The organism is Streptomyces sp. A5-4 (assembly GCF_051131715.1).
In the GTDB taxonomy this organism is placed as follows: Bacteria; Actinomycetota; Actinomycetes; order Streptomycetales; family Streptomycetaceae; genus Streptomyces.
This window is the reverse complement of the sequence record NZ_CP178591.1, coordinates 2,843,619-2,864,449: the sequence shown is the minus strand read 5'-3', so window position 1 is coordinate 2,864,449 and position 20,831 is coordinate 2,843,619. Positions and strand designations below refer to the sequence as shown.

Below are 20,831 nucleotides of genomic sequence, written 5' to 3'. Positions count from 1 at the left end.
CCATCGGAAGGCGTTGCCGGGCAAACAGCCGTGGCCGCGTAGCAATGAAGCTGAGTGAAAGCAGAGGAAGTCGGCCATGGCAACGGCGCCCAGCGTCTCGTACTCGATGACGGTCCGACTGGAGGTCCCCGCGAGCGGGACCGCGGTCAGTCAGCTCACCACGGCCGTCGAAGCCTCCGGCGGCTCCGTGACCGGCCTCGACGTCACCGCGTCCGGCCACGAGAAGCTGCGGATCGACGTCACGATCGCGGCCTCCTCCACGTCGCACGCCGACGAGATCGTCGAGGAACTGCGCCGCATCGTCGGCGTGGTGGTGGGCAAGGTCTCCGACCGTACGTTCCTGATGCACCTCGGCGGTAAGATCGAGATGTCGTCCAAGCACCCCATCCGCAACCGTGACGACCTCTCGATGATCTACACCCCGGGTGTGGCGAGGGTCTGCATGGCGATCGCCGAGAACCCCGAGGACGCCCGTCGCCTCACCATCAAGCGCAACTCCGTCGCGGTCGTGACGGACGGCTCGGCGGTGCTCGGCCTCGGCAACATCGGCCCGATGGCCGCCCTGCCGGTCATGGAGGGCAAGGCGGCGCTCTTCAAGCGCTTCGCCGGCATCGACGCCTGGCCGATCTGCCTGGACACCCAGGACACCGATGAGATCGTCGCCGTCGTCAAGGCCATCGCCCCCGGCTTCGCGGGCATCAACCTGGAGGACATCTCGGCGCCCCGCTGCTTCGAGATCGAGGCACGGCTGCGCGAGGCCCTCGACATCCCGGTCTTCCATGACGACCAGCACGGCACGGCCATTGTGGTGCTCGCCTCACTGACCAACGCGCTGCGGGTGGTCGGCAAGTCCATCGGTGACGTACGGGTCGTCATGTCCGGGGCCGGCGCCGCGGGCACGGCCATCCTGAAGCTCCTGATCGCCGCGGGTGTCAAGCACGCCGTTGTCGCCGACATCCACGGTGTCGTGCACGCGGACCGCGAGGACCTGGTCGCCGCCGCGCCCGAGTCGCCGCTGCGCTGGGTCGCCGACAACACCAACCCGGAGGGCGTCCGCGGCACCCTCAAGGAGGCCGTGGTCGACTCCGACGTCTTCATCGGCGTCTCGGCCCCCAATGTCCTCAACGGGGACGACGTCGCGGCGATGGCGGACGGCGCGATCGTGTTCGCGCTCGCGAACCCCGACCCCGAGGTCGACCCGGCGATCGCCCGTCAGACGGCGGCTGTTGTGGCCACGGGACGCTCCGACTTCCCGAACCAGATCAATAATGTGCTGGTCTTCCCGGGCGTCTTCCGCGGCCTGCTCGACGCCCATTCCCGCACCGTCAACACGGAGATGATGCTGGCGGCGGCCACCGCCCTCGCCGATGTCGTCTCCGAGGACGAGCTCAACCCGAACTACATCATTCCGTCCGTCTTCAACGACAAGGTGGCGGGCGCGGTCGCCGGAGCGGTCCGTACGGCCGCAAAGGCTGTGACGGGCCCCACGTCCGCGCAGCCTTCCGTCTGACGCCCGGCGCGTCGCGGAACGCGGGGCCCCGTCGGCCCCTCTAGGGTGGCGGGCAAAGAGCCCGCCGGCCCCCGCAGAACCCTGCGGTCCGCTTCCGGAAGCAGACGGAGCGTCACCACGTCGAGGCAGTGGCGCTTTTCGTGTGACTCCGGAGGGTGCCGGATTGGCTTTCCCGCCGCTGGTGGGGGCAGGATGCATATTCGGGCGCGAGGGTCTGACGACAGACCCGGGTCCGGGGACTGTCCGAGGGCCCTGGCAGCATCGGCTTCGATCTCACGCCTCACAGGCAAGAAGAACACGGGAGTAACAACATGAACCGCAGTGAGCTGGTGGCCGCCCTGGCCGACCGTGCCGAGGTAACCCGCAAGGACGCCGACGCCGTTCTGGCCGCTCTCGCCGAGACCGTTGGCGAGATTGTCGCCAAGGGCGACGAGAAGGTCACCATCCCCGGCTTCCTGACCTTCGAGCGCACCCACCGTGCCGCTCGCACCGCTCGTAACCCGCAGACCGGCGACCCGATCCAGATCCCGGCCGGCTACAGCGTGAAGGTCTCCGCGGGCTCCAAGCTCAAGGAAGCCGCCAAGGGCAAGTAACCCCCCTAGGCACATCCGAAGGGGGCGTCCACCCGGAACACGCCGGGAGGGCGCCCCCTTCGGCATGCCCACCCCTTCGGGCCGCCCGCCCCCCTTCGGCGTACTCGCGCCGCTAGGACCTGTGTTCGTACGACCCGGACGGGCCGCCGGGGCGATCCGTGTCCGGGTCTCAGACGGTGGCCAGGTCCACGTCCGTCAGGGACGCCACCAGGACCGTGCGGGGGCCCGAGGCGATGCCGGGCACCGAAGGAACCGCCAGCAGCCTGCAGCCCGCCGCCAGGGCGGCTGTGGCGCCGGTCGGGGTGTCCTCCACGGCGAGGCAGAGCGCCGGATCCACCCCCAGGGCCGCCGCGGCGGCCAGATACGGGTCCGGGTGGGGCTTGCCGCGCGGCGTCTCGCCGGAGGCCACCGAGGCGGCGAAGCGGTGCGCGCCCAGCGCGGCCAGCACCAGATCGGCCACCGGCCGCTCCGACGCGGTCACCAGGGCCGCCGGTATGCCCAGCTCCCCGGCCCGGTCCAGGAGGCGCAGGGCGCCGGGCTGAATGGTGATGCCGGCGGCGACCCGGGCGGTGAAGTCCCGGTCCAGCCGCTCGGCCGTCCCGGTCACGCCGTGCTCGCGGGCCAGCAGCCCGGCCGCGCTGCCGACGGCGGCGCCCGCGAAGGGCGCCAGCTCCGCGGGGCCCGCGGGCAGACCGTGCTCGCGCAGCAGGGCGGCCACGACGTCGAGCCACTGGTGCTCGGTGTCGACGAGGGTGCCGTCCATGTCGCACAGCAGGGCGGCGGGCAGAGCGGGGGATGGCATGTGTGGCTCACGTTCGCTAGGGGGTCTTGACGTGCGGGAAGGGTCAGTCGGCGGTGGTGCGGGCCAGCGGGTTGGCCCGGGTGGAGTTGCGCACGGTGAAGACCACCGCGCCCGGCCGGTAGCGGTCGTCCGAGGTCTCCACGGGGCGGCCTTCGCCGCTGGTGGTGGTGCGGCGCACCCGCAGCAGCGGGCTGCCGCGCCGGACGCCGAGCTCCTTGGCGTCCACGGTGCCGGCGGCCACCGCGTCCAGGTGGTGCTCGCCGTGCGCGAAGACCAGGCCGGTGGAGTCCCGCAGGGCCGTCGTCACGGACTCGCAGTCGGCGGGCAGCCGCTCCACCGCGTCGGCGACCCAGCCGGCGTACACGGTGCGCTCAAGCAGCACCGGGTCCCCGTCGAGGGTCCGCAGTCGCCGTACGCGCAGCACCGGATCGCCGGGCGCGAGCCGCAGCAGGGCCGCCTCCTCGCCGTCCGCGGCGCCGCGCGCCGAGTCCAGGACCAGGCCGCCGGGGACGTGCCCGCCCGCCCTGGCCCACTGCGCGAAGCTGCGCAGCTCGCTGAAGCTCTGGCTCGGCGCGGTGGACATGACGACGTGCCTGGCGCCCTGCCGGGAGCCGATCAGCCCGGCGTCGAGCAGGGTGCCGATGGCGTGCCGGACCGTACCGCGCGAGACGTCGTACAGCGCGGCCAGTTCGGACTCCGATGGCAGGGCGCCGCCCACCGGGTACCGGCCGTCGGCGATGGCGTGGCGCAGGGCCTCGGTGATCTGCTGGTGCCGTCGGGTCACTGTGCTCCTCATGCTCCCCGCCGCTGGTGGGACGGGGTGCTGCATCATGGCATCTGTGCGCAGCATCATGCATCTCCCCAGGGGGGAGGTCTGCTTCTTACCACTTCCCCCAGCCTTAAACCTCCCTCTTCATAACGCTTTTGACCTGGGGTTTTATTGATGTGAATGCTTGGTCGAAGCGGCGGGGTGCTGCTAGTTTGCGCTGGCTTAGTGCTGTCGGCTTGTACATACAGGTGGCCGGCCGAGGACCCAGGAGTACAACGTGCACCCATCCCGTTCGCCCCGCCCCAGCCGCTCGCTCCTCCTTGTGGGGGCCGCGCTCGCGACCGTCACTCTGGCCACCAGTTGTGGCTCGGCCCCCGACACCGTCGGCGGCGGCAGCAAGGCCGCGGCGGCGAGCTCGGCCGCGGACCTCGGCGGGATGGACAAGCTCGCCCTGGCGGCCGAGAAGGAGGGCGAGCTGAACGTCTACGCGCTCTCTCCCGACTGGGCCAACTACGGCGAGATGATCGAGACCTTCGAGAAGAAGTACAAGATCAAGGTCAACAACGAGAACCCCGGCGGCAGCAGCCAGCAGGCGCTGAACGCGGCCGCCAAGCGCAAGGGCCAGGACCGCGCCGTCGACGCGCTGGACCTCGGCACGGCGTACATGCAGAACGCCAAGGCGCAGAAGCTCCTCGCCCCGTACAAGGTCGAGGGCTGGGACAAGATACCCGCCGCGCAGAAGCAGCCCGACGGTTCGTTCCTGAACAACTACGGCGGCTACGTCTCCATCGGCTGTGACGCCAAGGCCGTCAAGAAGTGCCCCGAGACCTTCGCGGAACTGCTCGACCCGGCGTACAGGAACAAGGTCGCCCTCAACGGCAACCCGACCGAGTCCAGCTCCGCGCTCGCCACGGTCTTCGCCGCCTCGCTCTCCAACGGCGGCTCGCTCGACGACATCCAGCCCGGCCTCGACTTCTTCAAGAAGCTCAAGGAGAAGGGCAACTACGTCCCCGCCGAGTCGACCCTCGCCACCATCCAGAAGGGCGAGACACCGATCTCGATCGACTGGGACTACCTGAACCTCGGGTACGGCGAGAAGCTCAAGGCCAAGGGCGTCGACTGGAAGGTCACCGTCCCCTCGGACGGTCAGTACTCCAACTACTACAACCAGGGCGTCAACAAGCACGCCCCGCACCCGGCCGCCGCGCGCCTGTGGCTGGAGTTCATCTACAGCAACGAAGGCCAGAACATCTGGCTCAAGGGCTTCTCCCGCCCAGCCCTGTTCGAGGTCATGGACAAGGACGGCAGCGCCGACAAGGCCGCCGCCGCCAAGATCCCCGAGGTCAAGGGCACCCCCAAGACCGTGACGCCGCAGCAGGAGGCGAAGGCCAAGGAGGCCGTCGTCCAGGGCTGGGGCAAGGCGGTCAGCTGAGCATGACCGACCAAGTCGCCCCCACGGCCCCGGTGGCCGAGGCCGACGGGGTGAAGGGCGGCGCCGTCCCCACCCTCGGCGCCGCCCGCCCCCGCGGCCGGTCCGTGCGCCGCGGGCGCCGGCACCGCTGGCCCGCAGTCGTCCCGTACTTCCTCTTCCTCGCGCTCTGCTTCGGCCTGCCCGCCGGGACCATGGCGTACAACGCGTTCGTCGTCACCGACCCGGTGACCGGCGCGAGTGTGTACAGCCTCGCCAACCTGGAGGGCTCGCTCTCCGGCGCGTACGCGACCGGGCTCGCCGGCAGCGTCAGGCTCTCGCTGTTCAGCGCGCTGCTCGCGACCGTCTTCGGCGCGCTGATCGCCCAGGCCGTCGTCACGTCGAAGCGGCCGACCCTGCGCAAGCTCGTCGTCTCCGCGTCCGGGGTCCTCGCGAACTTCAGCGGCGCGCCGCTCGCCTTCGCGTTCATCGCGACGCTCGGCACCACCGGCACGCTCACCAAGCTGCTGTCCCTGGAATCCACCGGCTTCAGCCTCTACAGCTTCACCGGCCTGGTCCTCGCGTACCTGTACTTCATGATCCCGTTGATGGTCGTCACCGTGCTGCCCGCGCTCGACGGGCTGCGCGTCCAGTGGCAGGAGGCCGCCGCCTCCTGCGGGGCGACCCGCGGCCAGTTCTGGCGGCACATCGGCATCCCGGTGCTCACCCCGGCGCTGCTCGGCGGCGCGGTGCTGATGTTCGGCACCGCCTTCGCCTCGCACGCCACCGCGGCCGTGATGACCGGCAGCTCCGTACCGCTGATCACCATCCAGATCGCCAACGCGCTGAACGGCAACGTGCTGGTCGGCCAGGAGAACCTGGCGCTCGCGATGAGCCTCAACATGGTCGTGATCGCGCTGCTCGTGATGGCCGTCCAGATCCCGCTGCAGCGACGGAGTGCCCGATGGCTCGGATGACCTCACGCGGGCCGGTGCTGTCGCTGGCCGCGCTCTACTTCCTGGTGCCCGTGGGCGCCTCCCTCTGGTACACCGTCGACAACCCCGGCGGCATCAGCTTCGAGGCGTACACCCAGGGCCTCGGCTCCGAAGGGATGACCGGCAGCCTGCTGCTGTCCGTCTCGCTCGGGCTCGCCACGGTGCTTCTCGGGCTGCTGCTGATGGTGCCGACCACGGTCGCTGTCGCGCTGTACTTCCCCAAGCTGCGTTCCGTGATCGGGGTGCTGTCGATGATGCCGCTGGTCGTGCCGCCGATCGCGCTGGTGGCCGGCGTCAACACGGTCCTGTCCTGGCAGACGGACCTCGCCGCGACGCCGCTGTACGGGACGTTCCAGGCACTGCTCGACAAGGACTTCCCGCTGATCCTGGTCCTCGTCTACACCGTGATGTCGCTGCCGTTCCTGCACCGCTCGCTGGACGCGGGGCTGCGCGCCGTCGACCTGCGCACCCTCGTCGAGGCGTCCCGCAGCCTGGGCGCCTCACGCACCCAGACCCTGCTGCGGGTCGTCGTACCGAACCTGCGCACCGCGGTGGTCGGCGGGGCGGTGCTCAGCCTGGCCATGGTGCTCGGTGAGTACACCGTCGCCTCCGTGCTGGGCTTCGCGCCGTTCGCGGTGTGGATGGTGGAGGTCGGCGAGACCGAGGCCCAACTGTCCGCCGCTGCGGCCATGTTGAGCCTGCTGATCGCCTGGGGGCTGCTGCTCCTGCTCACCACCCTGGCCGGCGGCCGCAACCGAAGGATTTCCGCGTCATGAGCGTTCCCGTGCAACTGAAGAACCTGCGCCGGGAGTTCGGCTCCACGGTCGCTCTCGACGGCCTCGACCTGGACATCGCGCCCGGCGAACTCGTCGCACTCCTCGGCCCGTCGGGCTGCGGCAAGACCACCGCGCTGCGCATCATCGCGGGCTTCGAGACCGCCGACGGCGGCGAGCTCCTGATGGACGGCAAGGACGTCACGGCGCTGCCCGCCAACCGTCGCGACATCGGCATGGTCTTCCAGTCGTACAGCCTCTTCCCGAACATGACGGCCGCCGAGAACGTGGCGTACGGACTGCGGGTGCGGCGGGCCGGCGCCGCCGAACGCAAGGCGCGGGCACAGGAACTCCTGGAGCTGGTCGGCCTGCCCGGCCGCGGCGGCCACTACCCGCACCAGCTCTCCGGCGGCCAGCAGCAGCGCGTCGCGCTGGCCCGCGCGCTGGCCGTCCGGCCCCGCGTGCTGCTCCTGGACGAGCCGCTGTCGGCGCTGGACGCGAAGGTGCGGCTTTCGCTGCGCGAGGAGATCCGGCGCATCCAGCTGGAGCTCGGCATCACCACGGTCTTCGTCACCCACGACCAGGAGGAGGCGCTGTCCATGGCGGACCGCGTCGCCGTGATGAAGGACGGCCGGCTCGAACAGTGCGCCGCGCCTTCGGAGTTGTACGAGCGGCCCTCGACCCCGTTCGTCGCGGAGTTCGTCGGCACGATGAACCGGCTGCCGGGGACGGTGCGCGAAGGCGGCGTCGTGGAGATCTTCGGGCGGCGCCTGCCGGTGCACGGGGACGTTCCCGGGGTGGGCGTCGAGGTCGATGTCCTGCTGCGCCCGGAGGGGCTCGCGGTCGGCGCGCGGGCGAAGGGCGGCGCCGGTCAGGACGCGACCGTACGCGTCGCGACGTTCCTCGGGGCGACGACCCGGCTGCATCTGGTCACCGACTCGGGGGTCGCCTTCAAGGCGGATCTGCCGAGCTGGGAGGCGGGTCAGCTGGGCGTGGGGGCGCGGTGCACGGTGACGCCGCACGAGAATCCGGTACTGGTGGCGCTGCGCTAGGCGTGTCCCACCCGCCCCTGCCCGCCGTGACCTTTCGCGGCTGCCGCCGGGTGTCCTCGAACGCCGGACGGGCCGAAAGAAATCCTTTCGGCCCGTCCGGCGTTTCGGCGTGTGCGGCAGGCGTGGCTAGACCAGCGCCCCGCCCGGCAGTTCCACCTTCGCGCCGAGCTCCACCAGCTTGTCCATGAAGTTCTCGTAGCCGCGGTTGATCAGATCGATGCCGTGCACCCGGGACGTGCCCTGTGCGGCGAGCGCCGCGATCAGGTACGAGAAGCCGCCTCGCAGGTCGGGGATGACCAGGTCGGCGCCCTGCAGCTTCGTCGGGCCGCTGACGACCGCCGAGTGCAGGAAGTTGCGCTGGCCGAACCGGCAGTTGGAGCCGCCCAGGCACTCGCGGTACAGCTGGATGTGCGCGCCCATCTGGTTCAGCGCGGACGTGAAGCCCAGGCGCGACTCGTACACCGTCTCGTGGACGATCGACAGGCCCGAGGCCTGCGTCAGCGCCACCACCAGCGGCTGCTGCCAGTCCGTCTGGAAGCCGGGGTGCACGTCCGTCTCCAGCGCGATCGCGTTGAGCGGGCCGCCCGGGTGCCAGAAGCGGATGCCCTCGTCGTCGACCTCGAACGCGCCGCCGACCCGGCGGAACGTGTTCAGGAACGTCATCATCGAGCGCTGCTGCGCGCCGCGCACATAGATGTTGCCCTCGGTGGCGAGCGCCGCGGACGCCCAGGAGGCCGCCTCCAGGCGGTCCGAGAGCGCGCGGTGCGTGTAGCCGTCGAGCTGGTCGACACCGGTGATCCGGATGGTCCGGTCGGTGTCCATGGAGATGATCGCGCCCATCTTCTGCAGTACGCAGATGAGGTCCTCGATCTCCGGCTCCACGGCGGCGTTCGACAGCTCGGTGACGCCCTCGGCCAGCACGGCCGTCAGGAGCACCTGCTCCGTCGAGCCGACCGACGGGTACGGCAGCCGGATCTTGCAGCCGCGCAGGCGCTGCGGGGCCTCCAGGTACTGGCCGCCCTCGCGCTTCTCGATCGTCGCGCCGAACTGGCGCAGCACCTCGAAGTGGAAGTCGATCGGCCGACCGCCGATGTCGCAGCCGCCCAGCCCCGGAATGAAGGCGTGGCCGAGGCGGTGCAGCAGCGGGCCGCAGAACAGGATCGGGATGCGCGAGGAGCCCGCGTGCGCGTCGATGTCGGCGACATTCGCGCTCTCGACGTGCGACGGGTCGAGGATCAGCTCACCCGGCTCGTCACCGGGACGTACCGTCACACCGTGCAGCTGCAGCAGCCCACGTACGACGCGCACATCGCGGATGTCGGGCACGTTGCGCAGCCGGCTCGGGCCGCTGCCGAGCAGCGCGGCGACCATCGCCTTCGGCACCAGGTTCTTCGCGCCGCGGACACGGATCTCGCCCTCGAGCGGGGTGCCGCCGTGGACAAGCAGTACATCGTCAGTGCCGGTCATGAATCTCGCGTTCCGGTGTCGTCGGACAGGTGGCCAAGGGGTAAGGGTAATGGCGTTACCCCCTGGTCCCGTAAGGCGAAGGGCCGCTCCGGCACGTCATGGGTTCGCCACAACACGCTGCGCTCCGGGTCGTCGGCACACGGTCACCGCCGGCGGCCGGTGCGCTCCTCCTGCTCCGGTGCGCCCTGAGCTGCGCGTGCCTGCTCATCGCAGTCCGCTCCCCCAGGAGGACGAAGATGCGGGATCATGTCTGCCATGACGGAGGTGTCCTCGCTCACAGGACGGCTGCTGGTGGCCACGCCGGCGCTCGCGGACCCGAATTTCGACCGTGCGGTGGTGCTCCTCATCGACCATGACGATGAGGGTTCCCTCGGCGTGGTCCTCAACCGCCCGACCCCGGTGCGGGTCGGCGACATCCTGCTGCCGTGGGCCGCCCTCGCCGGTTCCCCCGGCGTCGTGTTCCAGGGTGGCCCGGTCTCACTCGACTCCGCGCTCGGCGTGGCGGTGGTCCCCGGCGACGAGGGCGCCGCCCCGGGCTCCCGGCCGCACCCGGGCGGGCGGGACCCGGTCGGCTGGCGGCGTGTCCACGGCGCGATCGGCCTGGTCGACCTGGAGGCCCCGCCGGAGCTGCTCGCCGCGGCGCTGGGCTCGCTGCGCATCTTCGCGGGGTACTCGGGCTGGGGCCCCGGGCAACTGGAGGAGGAGCTGAGCGACGGGGCGTGGTACGTCGTCGAGTCGGAGCCCGGCGACGTGTCGTCACCGGAGCCGGCGAGCCTGTGGCGCGCCGTCCTGCGCAGGCAGCGCAGCAAGCTCGCGGTGATCGCGACCTACCCGGACGACGCCTCGCTCAACTAGGGGGTGCGCGTGCCGCGCCCCACGACGTCTCGGAGAACGGCCCGGCACCCCCCGGGCGGCCGGGTGTCCGAGGGGGCGGCGGCCTGGCGCTCCCGTCGCCGCGCGAGCGTGGGTACCCTTGGATGCCATGAGCACTCTTGAGCCCGAGTCCCAGCCCCAGCCCGACCGAGGCACGGGTACGGGGACCCTCGTCGAGCCGGCGCCGCAGACGTCCCACGGGGATGGCGACCACGAGCGCTACGCCCATTACGTCCAGAAGGACAAGATCATGGCGAGTGCCCTGGAGGGCACCCCCGTCGTGGCGCTGTGCGGCAAGGTCTGGGTCCCGGGACGCGACCCGAAGAAGTACCCGGTCTGCCCGATGTGCAAGGAGATCTTCGAGGATCTCGGCGCGGGCGGTGGCAAGGACAAGGGCGGCAAGGACGGCAAGGGCGACAAGAAGTAGTAACGGGACCACCCCGTACGAAGGGCCCCCGCGGAGCGCTGAACGCGCTCTGCGGGGGCCCTTCGCGTTGCACGGGATGCTCCCCCTGGTCACAAGGTGGTTGAGACCTCTTGTTCGCGGGTGGGGGCGGCTTTAGCCTCCTGCTGTTGTGCAGTGCGAAACCGCCGTTGCGTATCCTGCAACGCCGACTCACAGGAGTCCCGGATGAAGCTCTCTGCTCGAATCACCGCGCCCGCCGCCGCACTTGTCCTGGCCGGACTCACCGCCACCGCCTGCGCCCCGCAGACCTCCGACACCAGCGCGAAGAAGGACGAGAAGAGCGGCACCCTGCGCGTCTGGCTCTTCCAGGAGGTCAGCAACAAGCCCAAGGAGAAGGTGGTCGACCGGGCGGTCGCCGCGTTCCGGGCGAAGAACAAGGACGCCAAGGTCGAGATCGAGTACATACCGGTGGAGACCCGCGCCCAGCGGATCAAGGCCGCCTTCAACGACCCCAAGAGCGCACCGGACCTGATCGAGTACGGCAACACCGACACCGCGGGCTACGTCAAGGACGGCGGACTCGCCGACGTCACCGAGGAGTTCGGCGCCTGGGACGAGGCCAAGGACACCGACCCGACCGCCAAGGAATCGGTGACGGTCGACGACAAGGTCTACGGCGCCCCGCTCTTCGTCGGCGTACGCGCCCTCTACTACCGCACCGACGTCTTCAAGGACCTGGGCATCGAGCCACCCAAGTCGCAGGCCGAGCTGATCTCCACCGCCAAGAAGATCCACAAGGAGAAGCCGGAGCTCTACGGGCTCGCCGTCGGCGGTGCGTACACCTACGGCGCGATGCCCTTCATCTGGGCCAACGGCGGCGAGATCGCCGAGGAGGACGGCGGCACGTACAAGGCCGCCATCGACAGCCCGGCCGCGCAGAAGGGCATCAAGGCGTACACCTCGCTCTTCGGCGGCGACAACTGCCCGGCCGCCAAGTGCGCCGAGATGGGCGGCAACGACACCGTCACCGCCTTCGCCTCCGGCAAGGCGGCCATGGCGATCGGCGGCGACTTCAGCCACGCCGCCGTCGAGGCCGGCAGCGTGAAGGGCAAGTACGCGGTCGTGCCGCTGCCCAGCACCAAGGCGGGCGAGATCGCCCCGGCCTTCGCGGGGGGCAACAACCTCGGCGTACTCAAGAGCAGTTCGCACCGCACGCTCGCCGTCGACCTGATGAAGTCCCTGGCCGGCAAGAAGACGCAGGCCGACCTGTTCGGCGCGATGGGCTTCCTGCCGACGTACACCGACGTCCGCAAGGAGGCCGCGCTCAAGGAGCCGTTCATCGAGCCGTTCATCGCGACGCTCGACGCGGGCGCCAAGGCCGCCCCGGCCTCGCCGGGCTGGGCGCAGATCGACTCCTCGCTGGTCCTGCCGACGATGTTCCAGGAGGTCGTCAGCGGTCGCAAGGACGTCGCCGCCGCCTCCGGCGACGCCGCGAAGAAGATGAACGACGCCTTCGGGTCCGCAGGTTGAGCCCGATGACGCAGAACGTGACGGCGGACCCGGCCCCGGCGCCCGCCGCGGTCCGCAAGAGCGCCCCGCCGCCCGCGCCGCGCAAGCGGTCCGGGCGGCACGGCAGCCGCTGGACCCCCTGGCTCTACCTCGCGCCCGCCCTCGTCGTACTCGGTGGGCTGCTCGTCTACCCCATCTACCAACTCGGCCTGATCTCCTTCCTGGAGTACACCCAGGCCCAGGTCAGCGGCGGCGAACCGACCACCTTCAAGGGGCTCGGGAACTACCAGGAACTGTTCAACGACCCCCAGTTCTGGCAGGTCCTGCTCGCCACCGTGCTCTTCGCCGCGGCCTGCGTGCTCACCACCCTGGGGGTGGGCTGCACCCTCGCGGTCCTGCTGACCCGCATCAGGGCCCTGCCCCGGCTCATCCTGATGATGGCCGCCCTCGGCGCCTGGGCCACCCCCGCCATCACCGGGTCGACGGTCTGGGTCTTCCTCTTCGACCCGGACTTCGGCCCGGTCAACAAGGTCCTGGGCCTGGGCGACTTCTCCTGGACGTACGAGCGCTACAGCGCCTTCGCGCTGGTCCTCCTCGAAGTCGTCTGGTGTTCGTTCCCGTTCGTGATGGTGACCGTCTACGCGGGCATCAAGGCCATCCCCGGCGAGGTCCTGGAGGCGGCGTCCCTCGACGGGGCCTCGCAGTGGCGGATCTGGCGGTCGGTCACGGCACCGATGCTGCGGCCGATCCTGGTGGTCGTCACCATCCAGTCGATCATCTGGGACTTCAAGGTCTTCACCCAGATCTACGTCATGACCAACGGCGGAGGCATCGCCGGCCAGAACCTCGTACTCAACGTCTACGCCTACCAGAAGGCCTTCGCGTCCTCGCAGTACAGCCTGGGCTCGGCGATCGGGGTGGTGATGCTGGTGATCTTGCTGGCCGTCACCCTCGTGTACTTGCGGCTGCTGCGACGCCAGGGGGAAGAGCTGTGAGCACCTCGAATTTCGTCCGTGCACGAATGCGCCGCCCCTGGCGGCTGGCGGCGGAGGTCTCCGCGCTGCTGATCGCGGTCGCCGTGGCCTTCCCGCTCTACTGGATGGTCCTCTCCGCCTTCAAGCCGGCCGGCGAGATCCAGTCGACGGACGCCAAGCCCTGGACCCTCTCGCCGTCCCTGGACTCCTTCCGGCGCGTCTTCGAACAGGAGGAATTCGGCCGCTACTTCCTCAACAGCCTGCTGGTGGCCGGCACCGTGGTCATCGCCTCCGCGCTCATCGCGTTCCTCGCGGCGACGGCCGTGACCCGGTTCCGCTTCAAGTTCCGCACGACGCTGCTCATCATGTTCCTGGTGGCGCAGATGGTGCCGATCGAGGCGCTGACGATCCCGCTGTTCTTCCAGATGCGCGACTTCGGCATGCTCAACACGCTCGGCTCGCTGATCCTCCCGCACATCGCCTTCTCGCTGCCGTTCGCGGTGTGGATGCTCCGCGGCTTCGTCAAGGCGGTCCCCGAGGCCCTGGAGGAAGCGGCGTACATCGACGGCGCCAGCCGCACCCGGTTCCTGTGGCAGATCCTCTTCCCGCTGGTCTTCCCCGGCCTGGTCGCCACGAGCGTCTTCTCCTTCATCTCGACGTGGAACGACTTCCTCTTCGCCAAGTCCTTCATCATCAGCGACACCTCCCAGTCGACCCTGCCGATGGCGCTCCTGGTCTTTTTCAAGCCCGAGGAGAACGACTGGGGAGGGATCATGGCAGCCTCGACGGTGATGACCATCCCGGTACTGGTCTTCTTCGTACTCGTACAGCGACGCCTGGTCTCCGGACTGGGCGGAGCGGTTAAGGACTGACGTCATGCTCGATCTGGTCCCGGCGCCCCCCGCCGCCGCCTGGGCGCCCCCCGCCCAGGGCCACTACCCACTCGGCCACGACACCGTTCTGGTCGCGCATCCCGGCACCGAGGGTGTCGCCCGCTGGCTGCGCGCCACGGTCGGCGCCGCGACCGGGCTGCCGCTGCCGGACGGCGACGACAGCAGCCGTATCGAGCTGCGCATCGACCCCGAGGTCGAGGACGAGCTGGGCCCGGAGGGCTACCGCCTCGTCGTGGACGGCTATCTGGTGCTCCTGGTGGGCGGCAGCGCGGCAGGCGTCTTCTGGGGCGCGCAGACCCTGCGTCAGCTGCTCGGCCCGGACGCCCACCGGCGCGCGCCCCTCGACGCGGCGCGCGAGTGGTCGGTGCCGATGGTGGCCATCGAGGACAAGCCGCGCTTCGGCTGGCGCGGCCTGATGCTCGACGTGTCACGGCACTTCATGCCCAAGGACGGCGTCCTGCGCTACCTGGACCTGCTCGCCGCGCACAAGCTCAACGTCTTCCACTTCCACCTCACCGACGACCAGGGCTGGCGCGTCGAGATCAAGCGCCACCCGAAGCTCACCGAGGTCGGCGCGTGGCGCGCGCGCACCAAATGGGGCCATCGGGCGTCGGAGCTGTGGACCGACACGCCGCACGGCGGCTACTACACGCAAGGCGACATCCGCGAGATCGTCGCGTACGCCGCCGAGCGGCACATCACCGTCGTCCCCGAGATCGAGATCCCGGGCCACTCGCAGGCCGCGATCAGCGCCTACCCGCAGCTCGGCAACACCGACGTCGTCGACACGGCGGCGCTCAAGGTCTGGGACACCTGGGGCATCAACGCGAACGTCCTGGCGCCCACGGACGAGACCCTGCGCTTCTACGAGGGCGTCTTCGAGGAGCTCCTCGATCTCTTCCCCTCCACCTTCATCCACGTCGGCGGCGACGAGGCGATGAAGGACCAGTGGAAGGCGTCCCCGGCCGCCCAGGCCCGTATGAAGGAACTGGGCCTCGCCGACGAGGAAGAGCTGCAGTCCTGGTTCATCCGGCACTTCGACACCTGGCTGGCCGAGCGCGGACGCCGGCTCATCGGCTGGGACGAGATCCTTGAAGGCGGCCTCGCGCCCGGCGCCGCGGTGTCGTCCTGGCGCGGCTACGCGGGCGGCATCGCCGCGGCCAGGGCCGGACACGACGTCGTCATGTGCCCGGAGCAGCAGGTGTACTTGGACCACCGGCAGGACGGCGGGCCGGACGAGCCGATGCCCATCGGATACGTACGCACCCTGGAGGACGTCTACCGCTTCGAGCCCGTTCCGCCGCAGCTCACCGAGGAGGAGGCACGTCATGTCATCGGCACCCAGGCCAACGTCTGGACCGAGGTGATGGAGAACCAGGGCCGCGTCGATTACCAGACGTTCCCGCGCCTCGCCGCCTTCGCCGAGGTCGCCTGGTCGGCGCTGCCCGCCCCCGCGGACCGCGACTTCGCCGGCTTCGAGACGCGGATGGCCGGGCACTACGCCCGACTTGACGCGATGGGCGTCGGCTACCGGCCGCCCGGCGGCCCATTGCCGTGGCAGAAGCGGCCCGCTCCGGAAGGGGCGACGGCCAGTCTCGGACGCCCGATCGAGGGCGCGCCCCCGAACGTGTGAGAGGACCGCGAGCCGACTGCCCCGCCGTCCGGGGCCTGGGACCGTGGAGGCCCCGGCCCGGCACAACTCGAAGCCCCGGACGGCATAAGTCGTACAACGGTCACTGAAGAGTGGCATTTCGCACGCACCGCCAATGAGGTGCGAAAGCGGACCAATGCCCTGGTGGGGGACGAGAGTCCCCGGGTGGACCCTCGCGTCGGACGGTTCGCAAGATGTGCCAGAGTTGCCACGTCCGGGCTGTGAGCACGTACCGTACGGCGCAACAGACGGCACAGCCGGGACACCGGGAAGGGGCAGCTGGGTTGACCACGCACGCACCGCAGGCAGCGCAGTCCGTGACGCTCCCGGTCTCGCTCGACGAGGCCGTGGCGGCGCTCACCGCCATGCCTGCCGCCGTGCCCGTCGCGGGCGGCACGGACCTGATGGCATCGGTGAACTCCGGGCAGCTGAGGCCCGCCGCCCTGGTCGGGCTCGGCCGGATCAGCGAGATCCGCGGCTGGCAGTACCAGGACGGCCACGCGCTGCTCGGCGCCGGTCTCACCCACGCCCGGATGGGACGGCCCGACTTCGCCGCCCTCATCCCGGCCCTGGCCGCCGCCGCGCGCGCCGCGGGCCCGCCGCAGATTCGCAACGCCGGGACGCTGGGCGGCAACATCGTCACCGGCGCCCCGACCGGCGACGCGCTGCCCGTCCTGGCCGCGCTGGAAGCCACGTTGGTGATCGCCGGACCGGGCGGCGCGCGCCGCACGATCCCCGTGTCCCACCTGCTGGCCGGCCGCGAAATGCTCGGCGCCGGCGAGCTCATCGGCTTCGTACGGGTGCCACTGCTGCATGCCCCCCAGGTGTTCTTCAAGGCCACCGGGCGCACCGGGCCCGGCCGCGCCAGCGCCTCCGTCGCCCTGGTCCTCGACCCGGCGCGGCGCGAGGTGCGCTGCGCGGTCGGCGCGATCGCACCGATGCCGCTGCGCCCCATGGAGGCGGAGCGCTGGATCGCCTCGCTCATCGAGTGGGACGCGGACCGCAAGCTGGCGCCCGAGGCGTGTGCGGCGTTCGGCGAGTACGTCGCCGCGGCGTGCATCCCGGACCCGGCGCCGGCGGTGGACGGGGGAGAGACACCTCCCGCGCTGCTGCCCGCCGTACTGCACCTGCGGCGCACGGTCGCCGCGCTGGCCCGACGGGCGCTGGGGAGGGCACTGTCATGAACGAACCCGAGAACGAGCGCGAGAGCGGGCAGGAGGCCGCCGGAGCCCCGCGGGCCCCCGGCGGCTGGCAGCCGATCCCGCAGGGCGGCGAGTACGACGCGGACGCCACGGCGTTCGTGCAGCTGCCCGAGGGCATGACGGGCATCGGCGAGCCGCTGGCCGCGCCGGGGCACGACTACGTACCGCCGGCGCACATCACGCCGCAGGGCGCCCCGCACGACACGTCGCCCGGCCCGGTGGCGCCGGGCACGGACGCCGGTCCGGGCGCGACCGGCACCTGGAGCCTGCCGTCGATGCCCGGCGAGCTGCGCTGGCCGGAGCCTGGAGCCGCCCCCGCCCCGGCCCCCCTTCCGCCGCACGAGCCGGGCGCCACGGGCCAGTGGAACTTCGGCGACACCGCGAACGAGCCCGGCAGCGGAACCGGGGCCGCCGGTGGCGCCCCGGGCGCTTCCGCGTCCGAGCTCACGGGCCAGTGGACCATCCCGGTGGCCCCGGGTGATCTCCCGGACGAATCGGGCGAGTTCACCACCTCGGCCCTCGCCTCCCAGTGGTCCGACGGCCGACCCCCGGTGACCCTGCCCGGCGGTGCCAACGCGCCCTGGGCGAACACGGACGACGCGGGCATGACGCTGCCGGGCGGGGCGCCCGCCCCCTGGGCCGCCGCGCTCGCCCAGGAACACGCGCCGGCGCCGGAGAACGCCCAGGAATCCGCGTCCTCGGCGACCCCGATGCCGCCACTGTCCTTGCCGGAGCAGCAGCAGGGCGAGGCCGCCGAACAGCCCCCGGACGCGGTCGCGCACGCCGCGCCCGAGGCGGACACCGCACCCGGACCGGAAGCCGAGGCCGCGCCCGAGCCGGTCGCCCCGCCCGCCGAACCGGTCCCCAGCGAACACCCCCACGCCTCCTACGTCCTACGGGTGAACGGCGCCGACCGGCCCGTCACCGAGGCCTGGATCGGCGAGTCCCTCCTGTACGTCCTGCGCGAACGCCTCGGCCTCGCCGGCGCCAAGGACGGCTGCTCACAGGGCGAGTGCGGCGCCTGCGCCGTGCAGGTCGACGGCCGTCTCGTCGCGTCCTGCCTGGTGCCCGCGGCCACCACCGCCGGCAGTGAGGTGCGTACCGTCGAGGGCCTGGCCACCGACGGCGAGCCCTCCGACGTACAGCGCGCGCTGGCCACCTGCGGAGCCGTCCAGTGCGGCTTCTGCGTGCCCGGCATGGCCATGACCGTGCACGACCTCCTTGAGGGCAACCACGCCCCCAGCGAGCTGGAGACCCGCCAGGCCCTGTGCGGCAACCTCTGCCGCTGCTCCGGCTACCGCGGTGTCCTCGAAGCGGTACGCGAAGTGGTCGCCGAGCGCGGCGCGTCCGCCGCGGACGAAGCGCGCATCCCGCACCAGGCACCGCCGGGAGCCGGCAGTGTCCAGCAGCAGCCCCACCCGCACGACGGAGGCATGGCGTGACCAACGACGCGGCCACCGCGACCGGCAGCCCGGCGGCCGGGGGCGCTCCGCAGGAGCCGCCCGCGCACGGGCTCGGCGCCTCGCTCCCACCGGCCGACGCCCGCGCGAAGACAGAGGGCACCTTCCCCTACGCGGCCGACCTGTGGGCCGAGGGTCTGCTGTGGGCCGCCGTGCTGCGCTCCCCGCACGCGCACGCCCGCATCGTCTCGATCGACACCACCGCCGCGTCCGAGATGCCCGGGGTCCGGGTCGTGGTGACCCACGAGGACGTGCCCGGCGACCCCGCGCACGGCCGGACCGTCGCCGACCGCCCGGTCTTCGCCTCCACACTGGTCCGCCACCATGGCGAGGCCATCGCCGCCGTGGCCGCCGACCACCCCGACACCGCGCGCCTCGCCGCCGCCGCCATCGCCGTCGAGTACGAGATCCTGGACCCGGTCACCGACCCGGAACAGGCGTTCGCCGCCGAACCCCTGCACCCCGACGGCAACCTGATCCGGCACATCCCGCTGAGCTTCGGCGACCCCGAGATCGCCGGCGAGGTCATCGTCGAGGGCCTGTACCGCATCGGCCGCCAGGACCCGGCCCCCATCGGCGCGGAAGCGGGCCTCGCGGTCCCCCGCCCCGACGGCGGCGTCGAGATCTACACCGCGTCCACCGACCCGCACACCGACCGCGACCGCGCGGCGGCCTGCTTCGGCCTGGAGCAGGAGCGGGTGAAGGTCGTGGTGACGGGGGTACCCGGCGCCACCGGCGACCGGGAGGACGGCAGCTTCCAGATCCCGCTCGGCCTGCTGGCCCTGCGCACCGGCTGCCCGGTCAAGCTCGCGGCGACCCGCGAGGAGTCCTTCCTCGGCCACGCCCACCGCCACCCGACCCTGCTCCGCTACCGCCACCACGCGGACACCGAGGGCCGCCTGGTGAAGGTGGAGGCGCAGATCCTCCTCGACGCCGGCGCCTACGCCGACTCCTCGTCCGAGTCGCTGGCCGCCGCGGTCGCCTTCGCCTGCGGCCCGTACGTCGTCCCGCACGCCTTCATCGAGGGCTGGGCCGTACGCACCAACAACCCCCCGTCCGGCCACGTCCGCGGTGAGGGCGCCCTCCAGGTCTGCGCGGCCTACGAGGGCCAGATGGACAAGCTCGCGACGAAGCTGGGCCTGGACCCGGCCGAGCTGCGCCTGCGCAACGTCCTGGCCACCGGCGACCTGCTGCCCACGGGGCAGACGGTCACCTGCCCGGCCCCCGTCGCGGAACTCCTGCGCGCGGTACGGGACTTCCGCCTCCCCACCCTCCCCAAGGACTCCCCGGAGGACGACTGGCTGCTGCCGGGCGGCCCGGAGGGCGCGGGCGAGCCCGGCGCCGTACGCCGCGGAGTGGGCTACGCGCTCGGCATGGTCCACATGCTCGGCGCGGAGGGCACCGACGAGGTCTCGACCGCGACGGTGAAGGTGCACGACGGCGTCGCGACGGTCATCTGCGCGGCGGTCGAGACCGGCCAGGGCTTCTCCACCCTCGCCCGGCAGATCGTCCAGGAGACCCTGGGCATCGACGAGGTGCACGTGGCCTCGGTCGACACGGACCAGCCCCCGGCGGGACCGGCGACGCACGGCCGCCACACCTGGGTGTCGGGCGGCGCGGTGGAACGCGCGGCGAAGATGGTCCGCACCCAGCTGCTCCAGCCGCTCGCCCACAAGTTCGGCATGTCCACGGAGCTGCTCCAGATCGCCGACGGCAAGATCACCTCGTACGACGGAGTCCTCTCCACCACCGTCACCGAGGCGATGGACGGCAAGGAACTGTGGGCCACAGCCCAGTGCAGACCGCACCCGACCGAGCCCCTCGACGACATGGGCCAGGGCGACGCCTTCGTCGGGCTCGCCTTCTGCGCGATCCGCGCGATCGTCGACGTGGACATCGAGCTGGGCTCCATCAGGGTGGTCGAAATGGCCGTCGCCCAGGACGTGGGCCGCATCCTCAACCCGGCGCAGCTGGTCTCCCGGATCGAGGCGGGCGTCACGCAGGGCGTGGGCGCGGCGCTGACCGAGAACCTCCGCACCCCGCGCGGCCTGGTCCGTCACCCCGACCTGACGTACTACGCGCTGCCGACGTCCCTGGACGCCCCGGACATCCGCATCGTGAAACTCGTCGAGGAACGCGACGTGGTGGCCCCCTTCGGTGCGAAGGCGGCCAGCGCGATCCCGGTGGTCACCTCCCCGGCGGCGGTCGCCTCGGCGGTCCGGGCCGCGACCGGCCGCCCGATCAACCGCCTCCCCATCAGGCCGCAGGCGGCCGTGGGCGTGCCCAACGCGTGACCGCGTGGCCGTCGGCTCCGACGACCGCGGTGCGATGCCGCCGGGCGGGCGGCGCCGACAGGTGCTCGCCGACTGCTTCCCGTGCGTCCGCGCCATCGTCGGCAATGGCGAACGGACGCGGTCCGTGCCCCCGCTGGAAGCCGCTGCCCGAGGCCGATGTCCGGGCGGAGCGCCGCGAGCGGCTGCGGCGCCCTCGATCG

18 protein-coding genes are annotated in these 20,831 nt (G+C 71.5%); 15 read left to right on the top strand and 3 right to left on the bottom strand.

All coding sequences use genetic code 11. The features are described 5' to 3' along the window. The first annotated feature begins 76 nt into the window (after positions 1–76). Positions 77–1,510 carry an NAD-dependent malic enzyme gene (locus ACLLJJ_RS13265; protein WP_434590293.1) on the top strand — a complete coding sequence of 478 codons (1,434 nt, stop codon included), beginning with the start codon at positions 77–79 and terminating at the stop codon, positions 1,508–1,510. A 311-nt stretch (positions 1,511–1,821) separates the two neighbouring features. Continuing rightward, a complete protein-coding gene (locus ACLLJJ_RS13260) occupies positions 1,822–2,103 on the top strand; it encodes an HU family DNA-binding protein (protein WP_003954777.1) in 282 nt (93 codons plus the stop codon). 169 nt (positions 2,104–2,272) lie between these two features. Here ACLLJJ_RS13260 and ACLLJJ_RS13255 read toward each other — a convergent pair whose 3' ends face one another. Further along, the gene (locus ACLLJJ_RS13255; protein ID WP_283516059.1) at positions 2,273–2,905 is read right to left on the bottom strand and encodes an HAD family hydrolase; all 633 of its coding nucleotides are present in this window, start codon (positions 2,903–2,905) and stop codon (positions 2,273–2,275) included. A 43-nt stretch (positions 2,906–2,948) separates the two neighbouring features. Further along, positions 2,949–3,689 (bottom strand): GntR family transcriptional regulator, encoded by a 741-nt coding sequence (locus ACLLJJ_RS13250; RefSeq protein ID WP_434590288.1) that lies wholly within the window; start codon positions 3,687–3,689, stop codon positions 2,949–2,951. Between the two features lie 307 nt (positions 3,690–3,996). Between ACLLJJ_RS13250 and ACLLJJ_RS13245 the strand changes: the two genes are divergently transcribed. From ACLLJJ_RS13245 to ACLLJJ_RS13230, 4 genes are read left to right on the top strand one after another with little or no spacing between them, the layout of a single operon-like run. Continuing rightward, positions 3,997–5,106, top strand: a complete 1,110-nt coding sequence (locus ACLLJJ_RS13245; protein ID WP_434600400.1) for an ABC transporter substrate-binding protein — start codon at positions 3,997–3,999, stop codon at positions 5,104–5,106. Between the two features lie 2 nt (positions 5,107–5,108). After that, complete coding sequence (locus ACLLJJ_RS13240) at positions 5,109–6,059, top strand: ABC transporter permease (RefSeq protein ID WP_434590285.1); 951 nt, start codon at positions 5,109–5,111, stop codon at positions 6,057–6,059. Further along, a complete protein-coding gene (locus ACLLJJ_RS13235; protein ID WP_434590282.1) occupies positions 6,047–6,853 on the top strand; it encodes an ABC transporter permease in 807 nt (268 codons plus the stop codon). The genes ACLLJJ_RS13240 and ACLLJJ_RS13235 overlap by 13 nt, the downstream gene beginning before the upstream one ends. Next, a complete protein-coding gene (locus ACLLJJ_RS13230) occupies positions 6,850–7,902 on the top strand; it encodes an ABC transporter ATP-binding protein (RefSeq protein ID WP_434590279.1) in 1,053 nt (350 codons plus the stop codon). The genes ACLLJJ_RS13235 and ACLLJJ_RS13230 overlap by 4 nt, the downstream gene beginning before the upstream one ends. A 126-nt stretch (positions 7,903–8,028) precedes the next feature. Here ACLLJJ_RS13230 and murA read toward each other — a convergent pair whose 3' ends face one another. Continuing rightward, on the bottom strand, positions 8,029–9,369 hold the full coding sequence (murA, locus tag ACLLJJ_RS13225) for a UDP-N-acetylglucosamine 1-carboxyvinyltransferase (RefSeq protein ID WP_434590276.1): 1,341 nt from the start codon (positions 9,367–9,369) through the stop codon (positions 8,029–8,031). Positions 9,370–9,624: 255 nt separating this feature from the next. Here murA and ACLLJJ_RS13220 point away from each other — a divergent pair, with 255 nt between their 5' ends. The 9 genes from ACLLJJ_RS13220 (at position 9,625) to ACLLJJ_RS13180 (ending at position 20,631) form a co-directional block, all read left to right on the top strand. Beyond that, complete coding sequence (locus ACLLJJ_RS13220) at positions 9,625–10,224, top strand: YqgE/AlgH family protein (RefSeq protein WP_434600399.1); 600 nt, start codon at positions 9,625–9,627, stop codon at positions 10,222–10,224. Between the two features lie 127 nt (positions 10,225–10,351). After that, positions 10,352–10,669 carry a DUF3039 domain-containing protein gene (locus ACLLJJ_RS13215; RefSeq protein WP_434590275.1) on the top strand — a complete coding sequence of 106 codons (318 nt, stop codon included), beginning with the start codon at positions 10,352–10,354 and terminating at the stop codon, positions 10,667–10,669. Positions 10,670–10,873: 204 nt separating this feature from the next. After that, positions 10,874–12,178 (top strand): extracellular solute-binding protein, encoded by a 1,305-nt coding sequence (locus ACLLJJ_RS13210; protein ID WP_434590272.1) that lies wholly within the window; start codon positions 10,874–10,876, stop codon positions 12,176–12,178. A 5-nt stretch (positions 12,179–12,183) separates the two neighbouring features. Continuing rightward, entirely contained in the window at positions 12,184–13,152 is a 969-nt protein-coding gene (locus tag ACLLJJ_RS13205; RefSeq protein WP_434590269.1) for a carbohydrate ABC transporter permease, read from the top strand. A gap of 26 nt (positions 13,153–13,178) precedes the next feature. Beyond that, the gene (locus tag ACLLJJ_RS13200; RefSeq protein WP_434600398.1) at positions 13,179–14,003 is read left to right on the top strand and encodes a carbohydrate ABC transporter permease; all 825 of its coding nucleotides are present in this window, start codon (positions 13,179–13,181) and stop codon (positions 14,001–14,003) included. A 4-nt stretch (positions 14,004–14,007) separates the two neighbouring features. Further along, positions 14,008–15,657, top strand: a complete 1,650-nt coding sequence (locus tag ACLLJJ_RS13195) for a beta-N-acetylhexosaminidase (RefSeq protein ID WP_434590266.1) — start codon at positions 14,008–14,010, stop codon at positions 15,655–15,657. A 302-nt stretch (positions 15,658–15,959) separates the two neighbouring features. Next, positions 15,960–16,859 (top strand): FAD binding domain-containing protein, encoded by a 900-nt coding sequence (locus ACLLJJ_RS13190; RefSeq protein WP_434590263.1) that lies wholly within the window; start codon positions 15,960–15,962, stop codon positions 16,857–16,859. Next, positions 16,856–18,319: a (2Fe-2S)-binding protein gene (locus tag ACLLJJ_RS13185; RefSeq protein ID WP_434590260.1), complete on the top strand. Its 1,464-nt coding sequence runs from the start codon at positions 16,856–16,858 to the stop codon at positions 18,317–18,319. The genes ACLLJJ_RS13190 and ACLLJJ_RS13185 overlap by 4 nt, the downstream gene beginning before the upstream one ends. Beyond that, on the top strand, positions 18,316–20,631 hold the full coding sequence (locus ACLLJJ_RS13180) for a xanthine dehydrogenase family protein molybdopterin-binding subunit (RefSeq protein WP_434590257.1): 2,316 nt from the start codon (positions 18,316–18,318) through the stop codon (positions 20,629–20,631). Before ACLLJJ_RS13185 ends, ACLLJJ_RS13180 begins: the two co-directional genes overlap by 4 nt. The last annotated feature ends 200 nt before the right edge of the window (positions 20,632–20,831 follow it).